A 16,848-nucleotide genomic window follows, 5' to 3' on the forward strand; every position below is an offset into this window, starting at 1 on the left:
AGACCATTGGATCCAAAACTTTCGGGACAAGCTTCCCCCAGAGGATGCCAAGATCCATGAAGAGCAATTCCAGAAGATCTTCAAGGATGAGGAGAAGTGCTTTATGGGCAACCTTTTTAAGTAACTGCTCTCCTCCTACCCATCAACAGTGACTGAGCTGGGTCTTTCGACATTTGCTTAGCCTTACCTTCTCCTCTCTCGCGTGGTATCCGTAAGGTCTCCCTTGCTGAGACCTTCTTCTGGCCTTTGATTCGTAGTTGATCGTTAGCAGTCACTTTCATCACTCCATCGCTCTTCGTCAGGGAGGCGTGTAGTGACACCCCCACGAACCTCGTAGACAGCAAACCCTTTGGCCTGCTTTGACAGGATGATGTCTTTGGCTGGTGGCTTTGGAAGAGGGGGTTCTGCTTGGTGCATTAGTTCTAGTTGTTGAAGTGCTGTTAGTTGTTTTGTGTTGTTGTTCATCTGGTTGTCATGCTACGTATGAGTGAGTGTGAGAGGTAAGTACTTCCAGTCGTCAACAGCCTCACTGATCTGAGACCATGTGTACTCAACGGAACTGAGGTTATCCATTGCTTCTTGGTGATCCTTGATCGTTGACCAATCAATGGCTTTGACTAAGGAGACCAGCTGTTCTACTAGTTCAGTTGTGGTGGCTTCACGGCTGTCTATCGCTGGGTCGAGATGTACTAAGTCAGTTATTCCTGTGGTTTCGACACCAGGAGCTGCTGATTCAGAACCCGGCGGAAGCGTTGGGTTCACTGTCTGATTAGTTCTTGGTTGACTCCGTCCTCTGCGACCCTGTTGACCTCTGTTGTCTGCTGGGTGCTGTCGCTGAAGTTTCTCAAGCTCTCGAACGGATAGTGGCTTACCCAGGTCATAGTCATAACTATTACGTGCCTTGACCTGACCTTTCCAATTCATACGCGCAAGGTGATACAAGGCTGTTACGCCATGACTGTAGAGATACTTAATTGACTGATCTCTGTAATCATTTGCAGCATCTTGACAGTCAAACCATTCCCAGGATGAACACTTTGACTGATCTTTTAGTTGACCCGCGACAAACTCTCCTGCAGTGAGCAGCTTTGTAATCTTGGATGGTCGAAAACCTATTTCCTCAAGACACTCACGCAATCGTTTCTTAAAGCTGTTTTGTTGCCAACGCTCCATCTCGATTTGGAAGAAGGAGCTAACCAGTGTTAGGCCTGCTTTTTCAAAGCGTGCTTCTGCGTCATTAGTGTATTGATAGAAGCTTGCAAGGTCCTTGATGCATTCACTGCCAGCCAGCTCAACAATTTGCTTTGCCAAGCCTGAATAACGATGGTCAATCCCGCCATCTTCACGTATTGGATTAATAAGTTTTGATAGGTCCATTTTTTTCAACGTTGAAACTTTTGCACCGCCTACTGGTCCCTTGTCCTGGTAGACGGCGAAAATGATGCGTGGTGATTCGTACCTCTATAGGTATTCACCTAGATTCGGTTTGGGAAGTGTTACCGTAGGCTCCGCCTGTAGCACTTACTCCGAAACACGAACACGTCCTCCATCAAATGATGGATTTCACCTGAGTTCATGGTGCCGCCGCTGTGTTACTCGCGTCGGTCTAACGGGGTTGGATAACGGGTACTACTGCAGAGTGCCTGAAGCTCTGCTCTCCCTGGCGTCCAACGGCGCGAATGACGACTTACTCCAACCAAAGCTGGTTGGCATTCAGAGTCACTCCTTTCTTTAACTTCGATTCCAATCGAAGGGTTTTAACGACTTTTCCTTGTCGATAGTGACGAGCACAATTCCTTGTGTGTCTCTTTTTCCCTGTATACGCCCCTTATCGCCTCTCCCTGTATACACCCCTGACCGCTTCTCCCTGTATACGGCCGGGACCGGTTCTCCCTATAATCGTCCCATGCCGCTTCTTCCTTTATAAGGCGGGGACCAGATCTCCCTGTATACGCCCCTGACCGGTTCTCCCTGTAAACACCCCTTATCACAACCAAACCCAGATAGGCGCACGGAGAGGCGGCCAGATGCGCCTGAGAGGACTCATCTAAGCCTGATAGATGCTTTCCACTCTTTACGCCTTTGAAGGTGCTTGTGGGGGATTCTGGAGGGTCTGGGGAAGGGTTTGCTGATGAGTGCGAGAGGTTTCACTCAGAGGCTTATCGATTTGAGCTGACTTGTGACTTTGCTTTCTTCAGGGTCTGAACTGTCCATGTGATTCCTGCAGCAGATGAGTTCTGAGAATCCAGATTGTTCAAGTCAATCTCCCGCTGTTGTGAGCGTTTGCGTGAATAAGTCCTTGCGGTTGCTTCTGCACGGCGCTTCTTCACATCGCTTCTGTCGTAATGACGAATCAAGATTTCCAGACTATGACCTGTCAACTGCTTGACCAAGTAAATGTCCTTGCCTTCCTCAATCTGATTTGTGATGTATGAGGAGCGCAGCGAGTAAATGGTGTAGTCCTTCTCTCCTCTTGTTGGAGTGAGCTGACTCCCCAGCTCCTGGCGCATCTGCTTCCAGGTCTCATGAAACTGGGTGTAGGTGTATGGCTTCCCTGTGTAAGGGTTAAAGAATACGTAATCCGTCTGAGTCAAAGCAGGGAGTGAGTGCTTGCGTCTGTACTCATCACAGAACTGACGCCAACGGATGAAGAAGTTTCCAGTGTTGCAGGGAACGTCTCGTGGAACACCGGTCTTGGTGTATCGGATGTGGAGGGTTGCCTCAGGGAACTCAAAGGTCTTACCGGACTCGGTTAAGTGATCCGCCATCTCAACCTTCACGTCATCCCAGCGCAGACCACCAAGCAGCACCTCCTTGATGGTGATCGACCCGTCCATCTCGTACTTCCGACGCTTCTCGATCTTTCCGAGCAGCTCTGTCGGCCGAGTGCCAGCGTTGTAGGAGATCAGTACGAAGTGACGGAACAGGTGCCGCCAATAGCCAACGCGAGGGTTACCGAACTCCTCTCCAGCTTTTGACCAGCGCTCCAAGTGCTGATAGATGAGCCGCCAATCAGGGTCTAGGGGGATTGGAGGGTTGGCATCCAGCTGGTCCTGACGGGTGACGAGTTTGGGGATCGTGGGAAGGCTCTCCACATACCCACGGGGGATCAAGAAGTTCTGGAACCAGTCCTTCACATGGACCAGATCTCGCTTGACCGTGGATTCCTTTGGAGGCTTTCGCTCCCCAGTGGCCGTGATCTGCTTCCACCCCTCTGTCATCCGCCAGTTGGCGTAGTCAAGGAAGGTGTCCCGCTTGATCTCCCCGATGCTTGTGAGTCGCTTGTGGTTCAGGAGGTAGATCCGAACAGCACCAAGCAGATGGGAAGTAGCTCCCCTGACCGCGCTCTCACTGAGCTGACCAGTGGCCTGCCTCTCTTCTTTGACCTTGACCCAGGCTTTCAACAGATCGCTGATCGGATACGTGGCAAGCGCCTTCTGACCTGTGCTCAGGTCGATCTCCTGCTGGAAGGCCAGGAACAGGTCCTCTGCTTCTCTCAGAGCGCCTTCCTGGGTCGAGGCGGTGAGCTGACGGCTGATGTATCGCTTGGTGCCTTGAATCAGCTGCCTGTAAACCCACACACCAGGCTTCAGTTCGTACTGGACGATCTGCGCTCGACCGCCCAGGACTTGATGCCTGAGCTGCTTTCCGTCAGCATCAAGACGAAGGCGAGGCATGACCCAAAAAAGTTGGGTTCAAGCCTAGAACGGTTGGAATGAGTTGGGTTGACCCCGGAGATTCCTTTCCACAACTCACCAGTTAGATGATGTCCTGGAAGTGCACGGATGCTGTGGCGACTGGGTGGGCAGGGATGCCTTGGGGGATTGTCGCTAACCGCCCGCCAGCTCGACCGCCTGCAGCCCGCGCTGGGCAGTCACCTGCAGCACCACATCGGGTGAGCGGCCAGCCACCAGTGCCGCTTCCGGCATGCAGACCTGAAGACTGCGCGTCATCGCCTCGAGCTCTGGATCACTCAGGCCAGCACCCGTCTGTTGCTGCTGGGTCTGGTTCTGCTGGCGCTTCCAGGCCATCACATGGGAGAGGGCTGTGGGCCTGAGCTGCCAGAGACAATCGAGCTCGCGCCAGAGCGCTTGGTAGGGGGCGAGGTTCCGCTGAATCACTGGCCGGTAGGCCGATTCTCCGGGAGCCAGGGACATCAGATCAGGCTCGCTCGCCGGCCAGGGACCCGCCCCGACAAACCAGCCCTCCAGGATCAGCAGATCGGCCTTCAGCGCTCTCCAGCCGGCGCGATCCCCACGGCCCTGCCGCAGGGCCTTGTCAAAGACGGGGGAATCAAACGCACCGTCGCTGCGCCACTGGCGCAGGCAGTGCTGCAGGAGCTCCACGTCATGGCTACCGGGTATGCCCCTGGGCGCCCGCCAAGGGTTGCCCCGCATCGCCGCGTCCAGCGCTTGCCCCTCGAAATAGAAGTCATCGAGGGACACCACCTCAACGGCCAGGCCCTGGGAGGCCGCTGCCCGCTTGAGCCAGGCACAGAGGGTGGTTTTGCCGCAACCCGGCATCGCCGCCAGGCCCAGGAGGGAAGGCTCTGCGCCGCGATCCAGCCGCTGGAGCTGATCCAACAGCGGCAAACCCACCGCAGCGATCCAGGCCGGATCAACGCCGGGGGGCCAGAGCTCCTGGGCAATCCTCAGGCCACCTCTGGCGCTCCAACTGGCGATCCACTGCTCCAACGAGCTGTAGCCCAAGGCGATGACCAGGGCCTCAAACCCAGCAATCTCCCTGCAGCGCTCGAGGGGCAAGCTCAAGGGGTCGGCTTCACCAAGGCACCGCCATTGCAGAAGCGCGCGGACCAGGCCTTCTGTTCATCCAGGCTCAGGCTCGGTTGATTGCGCTGGTACCACTCCAGCGAGGTGTTGAAGCACTTGTTCCAACGCACCGATTGCCCGCCAATCGCACCAAGGGACAGGGCGATCGACACCGAACTGGCCGTGGCAATCAGGGCCAGCACTGGAAAGAGGTGGGCGTTGATCATGTCCCGTGCCTTGCTCATGGAATCCGCGGTGGATTGATGGCCAAAGGCTAGTGATCCCAGCCGGTTCAGGCGATCAGTTGCAGCAGCCCCATCTGGCCGCCGGCCAGGAGCTGATGCCGCGCGTGGCTGAAGCCCGCCTCGATGGCCAAGCGCTCCTGCTGGGGTCCAGTGGGGAAACGCGCCAGGCTGTCCTCCAGGTAGGCGTACTGGGCCTCCAGGCCAGCGCGTTTCGCCAGGGGAACCACCAACTGGCGCAGGTACAAGCGCTGGAACTGGGCCGTCAGTCCCTGGGGATTCAGGGCGCGGTTGAAATCGAGTACAGCAGCGCGAGCACCGGGACGGAGCAAGCGCCGAAGTTCCTGGAGACCAGCGGCGGGATCCGCCAGGTTGCGCAGGCCGTAGGCCATCACAGCCCCATCCGCCCAGGCGTCGGCCAGCTCAGTGGCCTGGGCATCGGCCTGGCGAAACTCCAGGGGCAGCCAGGGGCAACGGCAGGCCCGGCGCCGGGCCTGCTCCAGGGGCGCCGCCGCCGCGTCCAATCCCAAAACCAAGCCCGCCGGGCGCACCTTCTCGGCCAGCAGCAGAGCGAGATCCCCCGTCCCGCAGCAGAGGTCCAGCAAGCGCTGACCCGGGGCTGGCTGAAGCCAAGCCACGGCCTGACGCTTCCAGAGGCGATGCAACCCCAGGCTCAGCAGATCATTCAACCGGTCGTATTGCGGAGCGATCCGATCGAACAACTCGCGCACCGCCTCTGGATTGCCGGGCGGGATGGCAGCGAAGGGCTCAGGGCTCGGCGGCATCCCAAGGCAGCGAGATCGAGTCGAGACTGACACCCGCCGCCATTAATTCGGACTGGTTCGTTGCAAGGGCCGAGAGATAGCCCTGGGCCTCCAGACGCTCAGCACTGGTGAAGGTCATGACCATCACCGTGGCCAGACCAATGGCAGCTGAACAGACCATGCAGCCCGCCAACATCAAGGAGAATTCCTTGCGATCACTGGCGGCCTGCATGAGTTGCAGCGCCCAGGCCACCATCACGATCACCACGAGCACGATGGCTCCGGCCAGCACTGGGGAATGGCTCTGATCGAGGGCCAGCACTGGTGGGAGGGTGAAAGCTGAGTGGATTGTAACGGCGGGTTAAGCGGCGCGCGACCCGGCCTCCAGCGGCCGAATGTTCAAGCCCCGGCCGAGCAGGTCGGTCTTGATCTGCTCCACCGTCAGCACCCCGTCATGCAGCAGAGACGCCAACAGGGCGGCTGAGGCATGGCCACCGGCTGGTGAGGTATCGAGGGCCTGGGCGATGTGGTCGATGCAGCCGGCGCCGCCGCTGGCAATCACCGGCACATCCACTGCATCGGAGACCACCCGGGTGAGGTTCAGCTCGTAGCCCGCCTGGGTGCCATCCCCATCCATCGAGGTCAACAGAATCTCCCCGGCGCCCAGCTCCACCACGCGGCGCGCCCAGGCGACCGCATCGAGCCCCGTGTTCTCGCGGCCACCTTTGACATAGACGTCCCAGCCGTCCTCACGGCGACGGGCGTCGATCGCCACAACGATGCACTGGCAGCCAAAGCGTTCAGCCCCACGGGCCACCAGCTCGGGGTCCCGCACGGCCGAGGAATTGAGGCTGACCTTGTCGGCCCCGGCCCGCAGCAGTTCGGTGATGCCCTCCACAGAGCTGATCCCACCACCCACGGTGAAGGGGATCGTCACCGCCTCAGCAGTGCGCCGCACGAGATCCACCAGGGTGGCCCGCCCCTGGTGGCTGGCAGCGATGTCGAGAAAGACCAACTCATCGGCCCCGGAGGCGCTGTAGCGGCAGGCCAACTCCACGGGATCACCGGCATCGCGCAGGCCGACAAAGTTCACCCCCTTCACCACCCGACCGTCGGCCACATCCAGGCAGGGAATGATCCGTTTGGCGACCATGGGGGCAAGGCTTGCAGCGGGTTAGCCTGGCGCCACTTTTTCGTCGCGCCGGACATGTCCCAGGCTGCCATCACCGTCGGCTCGAAGGTGCGGGTCACCCGGGTGCGCGATCGCATCCCCGCCGACCTGGTTTCCGCCCTGCAGAGCGATGCCACCGGCACCGTCAAGGACTTCAAGGTCACCGATGGCAAGGGCATCGGCGTGGTGGTTGAGCTGAGCAACGGCACCACCACCTGGTTCTTCGACGACGAAATCACCGCCGCCTGAAGCCCCCTTTCGTGAGCGAATCCCCCAACCCCACCGCCGCCACTGGTGGCGGTGCCCGGCAACTGCTGGGCATGAAAGGTGCCAGCGGCACCACCAATATCTGGAAGATCCGACTTCAGCTAATGAAGCCGGTCACCTGGATTCCTTTGATCTGGGGGGTTCTCTGCGGAGCCGCGGCCTCAGGAAACTTCCACTGGAGCGTCTCTGAGGTCGGTGCCTCGATCGCCTGCATGGTGATGAGCGGCCCGCTGCTGGCTGGGTTCACCCAGACCATCAACGACTACTACGACCGCGAGATCGACGCGATCAACGAGCCCTACCGGCCGATTCCCTCCGGAGCGATCCCCCTCTGGCAGGTCAAGGCGCAGATCTGGGTGCTCCTGCTGGCGGGACTCGGCGTGGCCTACGGCCTAGATCGTTGGGCAAACCACGACACCCCCGTGCTCTTCCTCCTGGCTCTGGGCGGCTCGTTTGTCAGTTACATCTATTCGGCTCCCCCGCTGAAGCTCAAGCAGAACGGCTGGCTGGGGAACTACGCCTTGGGCGCGAGCTACATCGCCCTGCCCTGGTGGGCCGGCCAGGCCCTTTTTGGTCACCTGACCTGGACCACAGCGTTCTTGACCCTGGCCTACTCCCTGGCGGGTTTAGGCATTGCCGTGGTGAACGACTTCAAGAGCGTCGAGGGAGATCGCGCCCTTGGTCTGCAATCGCTCCCCGTGGCCTTTGGCATCGAGAGGGCCAGCTGGATCAGCGCCGGAATGATCGATGTTTTTCAGCTGGCGATGGTGGCCGTGTTGATTGCCATCGGCCAACATTTCGCTGCTGTTCTGCTGGTGCTCTTGATCGTTCCTCAGATCACCTTCCAGGACATCTGGCTGCTGCGCGATCCGGTGGCCTTTGACGTGAAGTATCAAGCCAGCGCCCAGCCCTTCCTGGTGCTCGGCATGCTCGTCACCGCTCTGGCCATCGGCCACAGCGACCTGGTGGTGATGTGAAGCAGCGGCGCCGGCGGCAGCTGATCTCAGCCGGTCTCGTCGGAGCCGGTGCCGGCCTGGCGGTGGGGCTCACCCAGGCCGTCGTCACCCGCAGCGTCGACAGCCTGCTGCCGAATGTGCGTGGCGTCAGCAGCTACAACCGCCCCGGCACCTTGACCCTGCTGGCCAGCGATGGCCAGGTGATTCAAAAGCTCGGTCCGGCGACCCGCGAGAAGCTCGTCACCGGCCAGATGCCCCTGCTGGTGCAGCGGGCCTTCATCGCCGCTGAGGACCGACGCTTCTACCAACACGACGGCATCGATCCCATCGGCATCAGCCGGGCGATGGTGCGCAACATCTCCAGCGGCTCAGTCGAAGAGGGTGCAAGCACCATCACCCAGCAGCTGGCGCGCACGGTCTTCCTCAGCCAGGACCGCACGATCATTCGCAAGCTCAAGGAAGCGCTGCTAGCCGGCAAGCTCGAGCGCCAGCTGAGCAAGGAGCAGATCCTTCAGCAGTACCTCAACTACGTCTATCTGGGCGCCGGTGCCTACGGGGTCTCGGATGCCGCCTGGATCTACTTCTCCAAAACGCCCTCCGAGCTGAACCTGCCTGAGGCGGCCCTGATTGCCGGACTACCGCCGGCCCCCTCGATCTATTCACCGCTGGTCAATCCCGACCTGGCCCTGCAGCGCCGGGCGATCGTGCTGCGCCGCATGCGCGAGGCCGGCTTCATCGATGACCTGCAGCTCGAGAGTGCCAACAGCTCACCCCTGTTGCTGAAGCCGGCGGAGCCGAAGTACTTCACCAGCCGCGCCCCCTACTTCACCAGCTGGGTAGCCCAGGAACTGCCCAACGTGCTCTCCAAGGAGCAACTCGAGGTGGGTGGCCTGACCATTCGCACCAGCTTGAACATCGACTGGCAGGAAAAGGCCCAAAGCACGATTAACCGCCACGCCCCCGGGGCGATGGAAGGGGCGGTCGTCTCGATGGAGCCGGGCACCGGATTGGTTCGCTCGATGGTGGGCGGCAAGGACTTCAGCGCCAGCCAGTTCAACCGGGCCTCCCAAGCACTGCGCTCCCCCGGCTCGACGTTCAAGCTCTTCGTCTACCTAACGGCCCTGAAAGAGGGCATGAAGCCTGAGGACAAGATCACCGACCGCCAGGTTTGCTACGGCGGCTACTGCCCGAAGAACTTCAAGAACAAGTACTACGGGACCGTGCCGCTCTGGGTGGCACTGCAGAACTCGCTCAACACCGTCTCGGTCAGCCTGCTCAAGCAGGTGGGCTTCGACAAGGTGATCGCCACGGCCAACAGCCTGGGAATCACCAAGGAGCTGGGCCGCTTCTACCCGCTGGGGGTGGGCGCGACCGAGCAGACGATCCTGGACATGACGGCCGCCTATGCGGGCATCTTCAACCGCGGCGTCTACATCAAGCCGACGCCCTTGGAGGAGATCCTGGGCCCGGGCGGTGAACTGCTCTGGAGCCGACGCGTCAACGGTGATCCCGGAAAGCGCGTGGTCCCAAGCGACATCGCCGACGCGATGCTGTGGATGCTGCAGAAGGTCGTCAGCGGCGGCACCGGCTATGGCGCAGTCCCCCCGGGCCGGCCGGCCGCCGGCAAGACGGGCACCTCAGAAGGGGGCCGAGACCTCTGGTTCATCGGCGGCGTTCCCCAACTCGTCACCGGCCTCTGGCTGGGCTACGACAACAACAAAGAGACCAAGAGCACCAGTTCCCGCGCTGTGGTGGCCTGGTCGGAATACATGGCTCCGATCCTCAAGGAGCTGCCGGTGGAGCAGTTCCCGCCCAAACCGGTGCTCAAGGGCAAGTTCAATCCACTGAAGGCCCTCACCAAAAACCTCAAGCTGGTCAAGCCGGACGAGGAGGAAACCACTGAGGAGGTGACGACGGAGGAGACCACGGCACCGGTGACTCCAGGCCAACCCAGCGTGCGCACGCCGGCTCCAGCCCGACCGGCCAAACGCCAGGACCCCTGCGGAAGCATGCAGACCAACCCCCGCTACGTCGACTGCCGCTTTGATCTGCTGGATAACCTCCGCAGTGCACCGGCCCCGCAGGCGCCCCCAACGCCTTAAGTCCGAACGATTCGCGCCGCGAAGAAGCCATCCCCCCCGCCACCCAGTTGCCCGGGCCAGAGCTGGAAGCTCTGCTCCAAGCGCAGCTGTGGGTGATCCTTGAGGAACGCCTCCAGCAAGTCGCCGTTCTCCTCGGGATGGACCGTGCAGGTGGCATAGACCAGGCGACCGGCGGGCTTGAGCAGGGGGAGCAATCCCTCCAGAAGCTGCCGTTGCAGTGTCACCAGCCCCTCAATCGCGGCCGGGTCAATCCGCCAGCGTGCGTCGGCATGGCGAGCCAGGGTTCCCAGACCTGAGCAGGGGGCATCGATCAAGAGCGCATCAAATTGCCCCAGGAGTTCAGGGGCTTCTGAGACCAATTCCACGGCGTCCCCATGTCGGGTCTCAATGCAGCCCAAACCCAGGCGGTCGCTGTTGCGGGCGACCCGGCGCAGACGCGCCTCGCCGCGATCGAGGGCCAGCACCTGCCCTTGATCGCCCATGAGTTCCGCCAAGTGCGTGCTCTTGCCCCCCGGGGCCGCGCAGGCATCCAGCACCCGCTCACCGGGCTTGGGATCGAGCAATGGCGCAATGGTTTGAGCCGATCGGTCCTGAACGCACCAGTGCCCCTCGTCGTAGCCGGGCAGATGGCGCAGATCACCGGAGCGGCCCTTGATGGTCAAGCCCATCGGCAGACCCTCGATCGGTTCGGCCACCACCCCCGCCGCGGCCAGGGCCGCTTGAACCGCCTCGGGTGTAGCGCGCAGGCCGTTGACCCGAAGGTCCAGGGCCGGCGGCGTGTTGCTGGCCCGCGCGAAGGCCTCCGCCTGCTCCGGGGTTTGCCACTGCAAGAGCGCCGCCGCGAGCCAATCCGGCAGGGACTGGCGAATGGCCAGGGCCGCCACCGGATCACCCGGCAGGGGCAGGGCCTCGCCGGCCTCCTGGCGGCGCAGGAAAGCCCGCAGCATGCCGTTGACCACCGGTGCCAGCCGGCTCAGGCCGCCGCGCTTGGCCAACTCCACGGTGGTGCTGACGGCGGCTGAGGCGGGAATGCGATCACTGCTTAAGAGCTGATAGAGACCCAGGTGCAGCAGCCAGCGCAGCTTCGGGGGCTGCCGCTCGGCCGGGACCTTGCCCAGTTGATCCAGCCAGGCATCCAGCAGGCGCCGCTGCCGGATCGCCCCGTAGGCCAATTCCGTCGCCAGACCGCGGTCCTGAGGCGAGAGCGAGACCCGGCCCAGCTCCCGCTCGAGGGCCCCATCGGCATAGGCCCCGGCGGCCACGGCCTGCAGCACCTGCCATGCCACCTGGCGGGAGGCCAATCCGGGGGGTGCGCTGCTCATCCCCCACAACTAGCGCCCGGTGACCAGCGGTACTGGGCCAGGGGAAGCCGGCCGTCGGCATCGACAGGGATGCCCTCGGCGATCAGCAGATCCCGCTGCATCCAATCGGAGCCCTCTCGGCTCTGGCTGAGGGAGATGCAGCCCTTGGCATTCACCACCCGTTGCCAGGGAATCTCCGAGGGCAGGGTCAGGCGGCGCAGGGCCCAACCCACCTGCCGCGCGCGGCCATAGGCACCGATCAGTTCAGCGATCTGGCCATAGGTGGCAAGCCGCCCCGGGGGGATCTGGGCAACGGCCCGCCAGACCCGCTGATCAAAGCTCCGCTCCATGGGCGGCGAACGGCCATCAGACACGATGGATGTTGGCCCCTGCCAAGCCAATGCCGCTGCTTCCCCGCCGCTTTGAGCGCCTGAAATCCGTGCTGAACCACCGGATGGGCGATCTGACGGTGGTGATGGAGCAGGTGGACAAGCCCCACAACCTCTCGGCGATCCTGCGCACCTGCGACGCCGTCGGCGCCCTGGAGGCCCATGTGGTCAGCCTGCCCGGACGGCCCCGCACCTTCAACAACACCGCCAAGGGCAGTCAGAAATGGGTGCCTCTGCATCCGCACCCCAGCATCGAGGGCTGCCTGCAGGGGCTCAAGGACAAGGGTTTTCGGATCTACGGGACCCACCTGAGCGTCGATGCGGTGGATTACCGCGACTGCGATTTCACCGGCCCAAGCTGTTTTCTGATGGGGGCCGAGAAATGGGGCATGAGCGAGGAGGCCCTGGCGCTGGTGGATCAGCCGCTCTTCATTCCCATGACCGGGATGGTCCAGAGCCTCAACGTCAGCGTGGCGGCGGCCACCCTGCTCTTTGAAGCCCTGCGCCAGCGGCAGCGGGCCGGCAAGGTCCCAAGCAACGGCGAGGGAATTCCTGGAGGCGAAAGCGAGTACAGCCGGATCCTGTTCGAGTGGGCCTACCCCCAGGTGGCGGACTGGTGCCGCCGCGAAGGGCGCCCCTACCCGGCCCTCACCGACGAGGGCGAGATCGCCGAGGACCTCCCCCGCACGTTGAAGCTGCGCTACTGAGCCAACGGCGGGAACCCTGAGCGAAGTTCGCCATAGAGTTGTGATGCTTGATGCAAAGCATCAGATGCGCACGACTCTGTCGCTCGATGACGACGTCCTCGCTGCCGCCAAGGTCCTGGCGCGACAGCGCAAACAACCCATTGGCAGCGTCATCAGCGAACTGGCTCGCCAGGGATTAGCGCAAGCCAACCGGCAGAACCCAGAGCCCGCCCAAATCAAGCGCAATGGGCTGATGCTGATTCCACGCCGTCTGGATGGATCACCGGTGGACCTTGAGCTGGTGAACAACCTGAGGGAGGACTGATGCGACTCACCACAGCCCTCCTCGACGTCAATGTCTTAATCGCGCTGCTGGATCCGCACCACGTTCACCACGAGCTCTGTCATGGCTGGTTCGCGGACCGTGGTGCCGCCCCGTGGGCCAGCTGCGCGATGACGCAAAACGCTGTCTTGCGCATCCTTGGCAATCCGCGCTACCCCATCTCCCCAGGGCCGCCACCAACCATTGCGCCGCACCTCGACAGCTTGGTGGAACACCCTGGGCATGAGTTTTGGGACAGCAATCCCAGCCTGCTGAGCCAAGGGTTCATCGCCCGTTCCGCCCTGATCGATTACGCCCAGATCACAGATCTCTATCTGCTGGCACTGGCCAGACACCACGGTGGAACGCTGGCGACCTTGGACAAGCGCATCAAGGTGGACGGCAGCCAAGACGCACTGGAGCTCATCCGCCCATAGCCCTACTGCTCAGAGCGCAGGTTGTTGCTGCTGCCGCTGAGCCAACTCTCCAGGCCCTCCCCCAGGAACGAGAGGCCGAGCACCAGCACAAACATCGCCACCCCGGGATAGAGGGCCGTCCACCAGACGCCGGTGGGCAGAGCATTGAGGGCCTGCTGTAGATCGCTGCCCCATTCCGGCACGGTCTCCGGCAGGCCCAGTCCAAGGAAGCCCAGGCCGCCCAGCACCAGCACGGCATCGGCGGCGTTCAGGGTCAGCAGGACCGGAACCGAGGTGATGACGTTACGGAAGAGGTAGCGGCGCAGGATCCACCAGGGACTGGCCCCGAGGGAACGGGCGGCCTCGACGTAGAGCTCGGCCTTGACCTGGGCAGTCTGGTTGCGCACCACCCGGAAGTACTGGGGGATGTAGACGACGCAGAGGGCCGCAGCGGCATTGGGCAGGCCCTTGCCCAGCAGGAAGGCCAGCACCACCGACAGCAACAGGACCGGCAGCGTATACAGCGTGTCCATCAGCAGCACCAGGACCCGATCCAGCCAGCCGCCGAGGTAACCGCTGACCATCCCCAGGGGGACGCCGATCACCAGCGCCGAGACCAGGGCCACCACCACCACCTGCAGGGCCACGCCACTGCCGGCCAGGGTGCGGCTGCAGACGTCGCGGCCCAGGCGATCGGTGCCGCACCAGTGCTGCCAGGAGGGCGGGGCATAGATCGGGTTCTCCAGGCCGCCATTGACCTCCGGCAGCACCCCCAGGTGAATCAGCACTGGGGTCAGCAGCGCCACCAGGACATAGGCCAGAACAATCGCCACCCCCCAGCGGGCCATCCGCGCAGCGAGGCTCTGCGGGCGCCAGGCCAGAAGGGAGTGCATCAAGCGGGCTGAAACCTTGAGTCAGCCTGAAGGATCGCCCAGGGCAGGGCTATCCAGCAACAAAAACGGGAATCCATTCAGAGGAAACCACTCACGAGGAGTCCTCCTCGTTAAGCCATGTCAAGCCTGACCAATCCCCTGCTACTGCAACTTGCGACCAACAAGCCAAAGCAACATTCCCAACTTGAAAAAGGCTTCACCTTGGTGGAGCTGATGATCGTGGTTGTGATCGTTGGCATCTTGAGCTCGATTGCACTGCCGAGCTTCCTCAACCAGCAGAACAAGGCAAAAGCCGCCTGTGCGGAAACGCAAGTCTCAGCACTAGCAAAGGAACAGCAAATATTTTTCGCGGAAAATAGCGCATTTGCCACGGCATTAGGAACCAGCAATGGGGAACTAGACACCACTCCACCCACTACTTGCAATGGCTATTCAGCCATCACGGTCAACGCCGCAACAGTACAAGCCACACCAACCACAAAAGACGGCTTTTGCATTATCGCAAAACTAGACAGCTCAACGGGAGCCTACACACTAGACAAGAAAAAGGGCCTATGCTAAGAACAAACAAACTCCACCGCACATAAGCGCAAAAGCATCATATTATCCACATGGCCTTATAAGCACTAGCAAGGCCACGTCCTTACTGGTGCTTATTTCACTAAAGCGTCTAGAGGCGACAAAACAGAAGCCTTACCCTAATAACGCACAAGATCCAAAACAATCAGCTTGAATAATTCGACCAAGCATTGATCAAGAATCCACCTCTTATTTCCCCCTTACCCGTCGGCTGAGGGTCACGGGAGCTCAAGTAGCGTCTCCTGACCCATCACCCGGAGGGCCACCGCCCCCAAGGCACTGTCCAGGCGAGCCCTGAACACCTCCGCATCTCCCGCCGGCAGCTGATCGAGCACCACCCGGTTCTGGGCAGAGCCCTCGGCCGAGCGTCCATCGATGCCGTAGGCCGGGCCGCAGCGCATCACCACCTGTCCCTGCCAGATCCCGCTGGGCGGGTCTCCCACGCTGTAGGTGATCACGCCGGCGGTTGTCGTCAACTGGAGCACCGGATCCCGCCCGGCCAAAGAGCAGAGGCTGCGCTGGGGGTCGGGCTCCGCTGAGACGGCGCTGGCCTCCAAGGCATCGCTTTCGATCAAGGACAACAGGCGCCGCTGTTCACTGCGCTGGCGCAGCTGCTGGCCAAAGCGCTGGGTGCGCTGACCATCAGCCATCAGTGCCTGCAGAGCTGCTGCACTGAAGATCAAGCCCAAGCTCAAGGCCAACAAGAGCTCCAGCAACGAGAAGCCCGCTTGCCCCCTAACTGGCTTCACAGCGACCCGATCGCATCTGACCCAAGCGGGTGATACCCAACGGCAGGCTCATCACCAAACAGCGCTGGACTGTGTGGGCACCTGCGCTGAGGACCGCCGTTCCCCCATCGAGCACCAATCCGTTGGCCGTGAAGCGCAACAGCGCAGGAAAGTTGTGGACAACCCTCACGCCTTGCGGCAGCTCCAGCGGCACCGTCATGCAGGGCGGCAAGGTCCCCGTCTGGGGTGTTTGCCAGCCAGCCGCACTCAAGTGCAGACCGCAGGGTTCCCCGCGGCGCTGGGCCTCTCGCCGTGCCCGCTGGAGCCCTTGATCCAGCAACCGCGCGGCGTGCTCCAAGCGTTGATCCGCCAGAGCCTGGGATCCCTGAGTCAGACCAACGCTGCCCATCAGGCCCAGCAGAGACAGCCCCAGCAGCAACTCCGTCAGCGTCATCAGGCCAGCTCCTCCTGCGTGCAGAGTCCCAGCCCTGCTGCGGTCACCAGGCGTTCGCGCAACACCGTCGTCCCATCAGCGCTGCTCCAACGCACCCAGAGCCCCGGTTCGGAGGTGCTCAGTTCCAGCACACGACGAAGACCAGGAGCCGTGGGCTGCTCCTTGGCGACCGCTTCAAGAAAGCGCTGGTCTCCATCACTGCAGGAGCGAGGCGGCAAGGAGCGCCAGTGCTTGATCAAGCGCAAACGATCACGGTCAATCTCCTGGATCAACGTGCTCTGCTGGGCGTTGCTCTGCTGCTGACTTGCGCCGCGGCCCCAGAGCTGCAGACCCGCCGCCAAGGCCCCACTCCAAATCATGCAGGAGAGCATCACTTCAAGAAGCGGCATCTACTTGTGCTCCTTCAACCCCGAGGGGCCCCAAAGGAAGCGACGCTGCAGACCTCCGTCCTGACGCTGCAGCCAAAACTCACCGCCGCCCGCAGCCGACGGTTGCCAATCCTTCAGCACAACCGAGGTGGGGGGAGGCGATGCGCCACAGCCAGCTGAGCTCCAGCTGCTAGCCGGATACTCACGCAGACAGCTCCAGGGGCCCTGCAATCGCTGAGCCCACTGCTGCGCAGCCGAGGCCAGCTCATCGACGGCCTGAATCTGCTGAAGCTCCAACTGCAACTGCTGGCGTGACCCAAGCGCCATCGCCAACGCTGAACTCGCCGAGAGCAAAACAGCCAGGGCGCCAATCAACGCCAGGGGCAGGGCAAAGCCCTGGTCTTGGCTTGTCCTCACTGGATCACCTCAAACCAACGGTCT

The 16,848-nt window shown here is 61.8% G+C and carries 21 protein-coding genes; 7 read left to right on the top strand and 14 right to left on the bottom strand.

What is annotated here, in order from left to right:
- Positions 1 to 477 precede the first annotated feature (477 nt).
- The 7 genes from CB0205_RS15750 to hisF form a co-directional block, all read right to left on the bottom strand.
- Entirely contained in the window at positions 478 to 1,386 is a 909-nt protein-coding gene (locus CB0205_RS15750) for a hypothetical protein (protein WP_156797692.1), read from the bottom strand.
- Positions 1,387 to 2,159: 773 nt separating this feature from the next.
- Positions 2,160 to 3,677, bottom strand: coding sequence for a tyrosine-type recombinase/integrase (locus CB0205_RS0100070; RefSeq protein WP_010312862.1), 1,518 nt, complete (start codon positions 3,675 to 3,677; stop codon positions 2,160 to 2,162).
- 153 nt (positions 3,678 to 3,830) lie between these two features.
- Positions 3,831 to 4,769: a hypothetical protein gene (locus CB0205_RS13995; protein WP_010312863.1), complete on the bottom strand. Its 939-nt coding sequence runs from the start codon at positions 4,767 to 4,769 to the stop codon at positions 3,831 to 3,833.
- The gene (locus tag CB0205_RS0100080) at positions 4,766 to 5,014 is read right to left on the bottom strand and encodes a hypothetical protein (RefSeq protein ID WP_010312864.1); all 249 of its coding nucleotides are present in this window, start codon (positions 5,012 to 5,014) and stop codon (positions 4,766 to 4,768) included. Before CB0205_RS0100080 ends, CB0205_RS13995 begins: the two co-directional genes overlap by 4 nt.
- A 47-nt stretch (positions 5,015 to 5,061) precedes the next feature.
- Positions 5,062 to 5,796, bottom strand: coding sequence for a bifunctional demethylmenaquinone methyltransferase/2-methoxy-6-polyprenyl-1,4-benzoquinol methylase UbiE (gene ubiE, locus CB0205_RS0100085; RefSeq protein ID WP_010312865.1), 735 nt, complete (start codon positions 5,794 to 5,796; stop codon positions 5,062 to 5,064).
- Complete coding sequence (locus CB0205_RS0100090; protein ID WP_010312867.1) at positions 5,780 to 6,097, bottom strand: hypothetical protein; 318 nt, start codon at positions 6,095 to 6,097, stop codon at positions 5,780 to 5,782. Before CB0205_RS0100090 ends, ubiE begins: the two co-directional genes overlap by 17 nt.
- Positions 6,098 to 6,136: 39 nt before the next feature.
- Entirely contained in the window at positions 6,137 to 6,928 is a 792-nt protein-coding gene (hisF, locus tag CB0205_RS0100095; RefSeq protein ID WP_010312871.1) for an imidazole glycerol phosphate synthase subunit HisF, read from the bottom strand.
- Between the two features lie 54 nt (positions 6,929 to 6,982).
- Between hisF and CB0205_RS0100100 the strand changes: the two genes are divergently transcribed.
- The 3 genes from CB0205_RS0100100 (at position 6,983) to CB0205_RS14000 (ending at position 10,271) form a co-directional block, all read left to right on the top strand.
- Positions 6,983 to 7,195 (top strand): DUF2862 domain-containing protein, encoded by a 213-nt coding sequence (locus tag CB0205_RS0100100; protein ID WP_010312876.1) that lies wholly within the window; start codon positions 6,983 to 6,985, stop codon positions 7,193 to 7,195.
- A 71-nt stretch (positions 7,196 to 7,266) separates the two neighbouring features.
- The gene (gene chlG / locus CB0205_RS0100105) at positions 7,267 to 8,190 is read left to right on the top strand and encodes a chlorophyll synthase ChlG (RefSeq protein WP_043705085.1); all 924 of its coding nucleotides are present in this window, start codon (positions 7,267 to 7,269) and stop codon (positions 8,188 to 8,190) included.
- Positions 8,187 to 10,271: a transglycosylase domain-containing protein gene (locus tag CB0205_RS14000; RefSeq protein ID WP_010312881.1), complete on the top strand. Its 2,085-nt coding sequence runs from the start codon at positions 8,187 to 8,189 to the stop codon at positions 10,269 to 10,271. The genes chlG and CB0205_RS14000 overlap by 4 nt, the downstream gene beginning before the upstream one ends.
- Here the strand turns inward: CB0205_RS14000 and CB0205_RS0100115 are convergent.
- Together CB0205_RS0100115 and CB0205_RS0100120 are read right to left on the bottom strand one after the other, a co-directional pair.
- Complete coding sequence (locus tag CB0205_RS0100115) at positions 10,268 to 11,593, bottom strand: 16S rRNA (cytosine(967)-C(5))-methyltransferase (RefSeq protein WP_010312882.1); 1,326 nt, start codon at positions 11,591 to 11,593, stop codon at positions 10,268 to 10,270. The two genes, CB0205_RS14000 and CB0205_RS0100115, sit on opposite strands and share 4 nt — an antisense overlap.
- A complete protein-coding gene (locus CB0205_RS0100120; protein ID WP_010312883.1) occupies positions 11,590 to 11,922 on the bottom strand; it encodes an MGMT family protein in 333 nt (110 codons plus the stop codon). The genes CB0205_RS0100115 and CB0205_RS0100120 overlap by 4 nt, the downstream gene beginning before the upstream one ends.
- A 50-nt stretch (positions 11,923 to 11,972) precedes the next feature.
- On the opposite strand from CB0205_RS0100120, the gene trmH reads away from it, so the two are divergent.
- The 3 genes from trmH to CB0205_RS0100135 all read left to right on the top strand — a co-directional run bounded on the left by trmH (position 11,973) and on the right by CB0205_RS0100135 (position 13,406).
- A complete protein-coding gene (gene trmH, locus CB0205_RS0100125; RefSeq protein WP_029625982.1) occupies positions 11,973 to 12,668 on the top strand; it encodes a tRNA (guanosine(18)-2'-O)-methyltransferase TrmH in 696 nt (231 codons plus the stop codon).
- Positions 12,669 to 12,732: 64 nt separating this feature from the next.
- The gene (locus CB0205_RS0100130; RefSeq protein ID WP_029625983.1) at positions 12,733 to 12,972 is read left to right on the top strand and encodes a CopG family transcriptional regulator; all 240 of its coding nucleotides are present in this window, start codon (positions 12,733 to 12,735) and stop codon (positions 12,970 to 12,972) included.
- Positions 12,972 to 13,406 carry a TA system VapC family ribonuclease toxin gene (locus CB0205_RS0100135; protein ID WP_010312889.1) on the top strand — a complete coding sequence of 145 codons (435 nt, stop codon included), beginning with the start codon at positions 12,972 to 12,974 and terminating at the stop codon, positions 13,404 to 13,406. Before CB0205_RS0100130 ends, CB0205_RS0100135 begins: the two co-directional genes overlap by 1 nt.
- Before the next feature lie 2 nt (positions 13,407 to 13,408).
- On the opposite strand, the gene CB0205_RS0100140 is transcribed toward CB0205_RS0100135, so the two are convergent.
- A complete protein-coding gene (locus tag CB0205_RS0100140; protein ID WP_010312890.1) occupies positions 13,409 to 14,278 on the bottom strand; it encodes an ABC transporter permease in 870 nt (289 codons plus the stop codon).
- A 117-nt stretch (positions 14,279 to 14,395) separates the two neighbouring features.
- Between CB0205_RS0100140 and CB0205_RS15130 the strand changes: the two genes are divergently transcribed.
- Positions 14,396 to 14,839, top strand: coding sequence for a type IV pilin protein (locus CB0205_RS15130; protein ID WP_071777912.1), 444 nt, complete (start codon positions 14,396 to 14,398; stop codon positions 14,837 to 14,839).
- A 236-nt stretch (positions 14,840 to 15,075) separates the two neighbouring features.
- Here CB0205_RS15130 and CB0205_RS14010 read toward each other — a convergent pair whose 3' ends face one another.
- The 4 genes from CB0205_RS14010 to CB0205_RS0100165 are packed head-to-tail and all read right to left on the bottom strand — an operon-like array spanning position 15,076 to position 16,824.
- Positions 15,076 to 15,606: a prepilin-type N-terminal cleavage/methylation domain-containing protein gene (locus CB0205_RS14010; protein ID WP_083797874.1), complete on the bottom strand. Its 531-nt coding sequence runs from the start codon at positions 15,604 to 15,606 to the stop codon at positions 15,076 to 15,078.
- On the bottom strand, positions 15,593 to 16,039 hold the full coding sequence (locus CB0205_RS0100155) for a GspH/FimT family pseudopilin (protein WP_010312893.1): 447 nt from the start codon (positions 16,037 to 16,039) through the stop codon (positions 15,593 to 15,595). The genes CB0205_RS14010 and CB0205_RS0100155 overlap by 14 nt, the downstream gene beginning before the upstream one ends.
- Entirely contained in the window at positions 16,039 to 16,428 is a 390-nt protein-coding gene (locus CB0205_RS0100160) for a hypothetical protein (protein WP_010312895.1), read from the bottom strand. The genes CB0205_RS0100155 and CB0205_RS0100160 overlap by 1 nt, the downstream gene beginning before the upstream one ends.
- Positions 16,429 to 16,824 (bottom strand): hypothetical protein, encoded by a 396-nt coding sequence (locus CB0205_RS0100165; RefSeq protein WP_010312898.1) that lies wholly within the window; start codon positions 16,822 to 16,824, stop codon positions 16,429 to 16,431.
- Positions 16,825 to 16,848 lie beyond the last annotated feature (24 nt).

It is taken from the genome of Synechococcus sp. CB0205 (assembly GCF_000179255.1).
Taxonomy (GTDB): domain Bacteria; phylum Cyanobacteriota; class Cyanobacteriia; order PCC-6307; family Cyanobiaceae; genus Vulcanococcus.